Origin of the sequence: Streptomyces coryli (genome assembly GCF_011044975.1) — a bacterium.
GTDB lineage: Bacteria > Actinomycetota > Actinomycetes > Streptomycetales > Streptomycetaceae > Streptomyces > Streptomyces coryli.
The window spans coordinates 1-2,233 of record NZ_JAAKZV010000489.1 but is presented as its reverse complement, the minus strand read 5'-3'; the positions used below and the strand labels follow the sequence as shown (position 1 = coordinate 2,233).

Sequence of the window (2,233 nt, the reverse complement as noted above, 5' to 3'; positions counted from 1 at the left end):
CGGTGAGGGGGAGGCGGGCTGGAACTCGCTGTCGTCGGTCGGGGTGCGCTCCACCGCGGTCGCGATGGTCCCGTACAGGCCCTGCCGCAGCAGGAAGTACACCAGCGCGATCAGCCCGCCCCCGGCGAGGAGCAGCAGTGCGCTGTACAGGGCGGTCAGCCGGGCCCGCTCGCTGCCGAGGGCGAGGCGGCGCATCAGGCGGCCACCGGCGTGATCCGGTACCCGGAGCCCGGCACCGTATCGATGACCGGCGGGTCCCCCAGCTTCGTACGCAGCTTGCTCACCGTCACCCGGACCGCGTTGCTGCGATAGCTGATGTCCTCCTGCCAGACCTGCTCGATCAGGTCCTCGGCGCTGAGCACGGCGCCCTCCGCCCGCAGCAGCGCCTCCAGCACGCCGAACTCCTTCCGCGACAGCGCCAGCGCCTCCCCGCCCCGGGTGGCCGCCCGGGCCGCGGTGTCCAGGGCCAGGTCGCCCATCCGCAGCACCGGCGGCAGCGCGGGCGTGGTCCGGCGCCCGAGCGCCAGCACGCGGGCGAGCAGCTCCTCGTACGCGAAGGGCTTCCCGAGATAGTCGTCGGCGCCGAGCCCGAGCCCCTCGACCCGCTCCTGCACGGTCCCGGAGGCGGTGAGCATCAGAATCCGCGTGAGCAGCCCCTCCGCCACCACCCGCCGGCACACCTCGTCGCCGTGCACGCCGGGCAGATCGCGATCGAGCACCATCACGTCGTACGCCCCGAAGCGCAGCTTGCGCAGCGCCTCGCGCCCGTCACCGGCCACATCCACGGCGAGGGCGTCTCTCCGCAATCCCTCGGCGATCATCTCCGCGAGGAATTCCTCGTCCTCCACGACCAGTACGCGCATGATCCCTCTCTACCGGAAAGGGACCTTTCGCCGCTGTAAAGGGCCGGGCGTTAGGGAAAGGAAACACCGCCCGCTGCCAGCCTGCGCCGCATGACGCAGACGAAGCACATGATCCGGATGTCCGCGGCGGGCGCGATATCCGCGCTGGCCCTGTTCACTGCCGCCTGCTCGGCCGGGGGCAGCGGTGACAGCGGTGACAGCGGCGACGCCGCCGCCGACAAGAAGCGCACCGACGCCGCCGACCAGGCGAAGAGGTTCGACTGCCTGCGCAAGAAGGGCGTCGACATCAAGGAGCCGAAGAGCAAGGGCGACACGATGGGCATCGCCGCGGGCGGCCTGTCGCAGAAGCAGCTGCAGGAGGCCATGAAGGCCTGCGGCATGGACATGGGCGGCCCCGGCGGCGGCAAGGAGCTGAGCCAGGCCGACAAGGACAAGGCGCTGGCCTTCGCCCAGTGCATGCGCGACGCGGGGCTCGACTACGAGGACCCCGAGTTCGAGGGCGGCGCGATGAAGGCGCAGCGGGTCCCCGAGGGCGACCAGGAGAAATTCAAGGCCGCGGGCGACAAATGCCAGAAGAAGATCTACGAGAGCTGATCCGGCATGCGGCGCAAGAAAGCAATCATCGCCGCGGTGGCCGCCGCCGTCCTGCTGGGCGGCGGCGCCGTCGCCGCCACGGCCCTCGCCGGCGACGAGCGCGACACCCCGGCCGCGGGCCGCGACAGCGGCCTCCCGCAGGCCACCGCCACCGTCGAACAGTCCACCCTGACCAGCACCTCCACCGCCCAGGGCACCCTCGGCTACGCCGCGGAACGCAAGGTCAACGCGGGCAGCCAGGGCGTCCTCACCTGGCTGGCCAAATCCGCCTCCGACGTCCGGCGGGACGGCAGGCTCTACGAGCTCAACGGCAGCCCCGTGTACCTGCTGTACGGCTCCCGCCCCATGTACCGCGAGCTCAAGCAGGGCGCCGAGGGCGAGGACGTCCGCCAGCTGAAGCAGAACCTGATCGCGCTGGGATACGGCTCCGGCCTGACCGCCGACGACGAGTTCACGGCCGGCACCTCCGTCGGTGTCAAGGCGTGGCAGAAGGCCCACGGGCTGAAGCAGACCGGCCGCGTCGGCCCGGACCGGATCGCTTTCGCCCCTGGTGCCGTACGGGTGCAGTCGGCCGAGGCGGCGGTGGGCGAGCATCTGGCGCCCGGTGCGCAGGTCATGACGACGACCGGGTCGGAGCGGCAGGTCACCTTCGAGGTGAAGGTCGAGGAGGCGTCCGGGACTGAGCAGGGGGATGCGGTGACCGTGGATCTGCCGGATGGGTCGAAGGCGAAGGGGCGGATTACGGGGGTTGGGAAGACAGCGGAGTCGGGTGGTGG

The 2,233-nt window shown here is 71.5% G+C and carries 3 protein-coding genes and 1 pseudogene; 2 read left to right on the top strand and 2 right to left on the bottom strand.

Annotation, left to right across the window (positions count from 1 at the left end; translation table 11 throughout):
- Positions 1–195 (bottom strand): annotated as a pseudogene (locus tag G5C51_RS41600) (sensor histidine kinase); the annotation flags it as partial.
- Positions 195–863, bottom strand: coding sequence for a response regulator transcription factor (locus tag G5C51_RS41595; protein ID WP_165246077.1), 669 nt, complete (start codon positions 861–863; stop codon positions 195–197). The pseudogene G5C51_RS41600 and the gene G5C51_RS41595, both read right to left, overlap by 1 nt.
- Before the next feature lie 90 nt (positions 864–953).
- On the opposite strand from G5C51_RS41595, the gene G5C51_RS41590 reads away from it, so the two are divergent.
- Both G5C51_RS41590 and G5C51_RS41585 read left to right on the top strand, forming a co-directional pair.
- Entirely contained in the window at positions 954–1,457 is a 504-nt protein-coding gene (locus G5C51_RS41590; protein ID WP_165246075.1) for a hypothetical protein, read from the top strand.
- Positions 1,458–1,463: 6 nt separating this feature from the next.
- On the top strand, positions 1,464–2,233 hold a 770-nt coding region (locus G5C51_RS41585; protein ID WP_165246073.1), incomplete at its 3' end, for a peptidoglycan-binding domain-containing protein.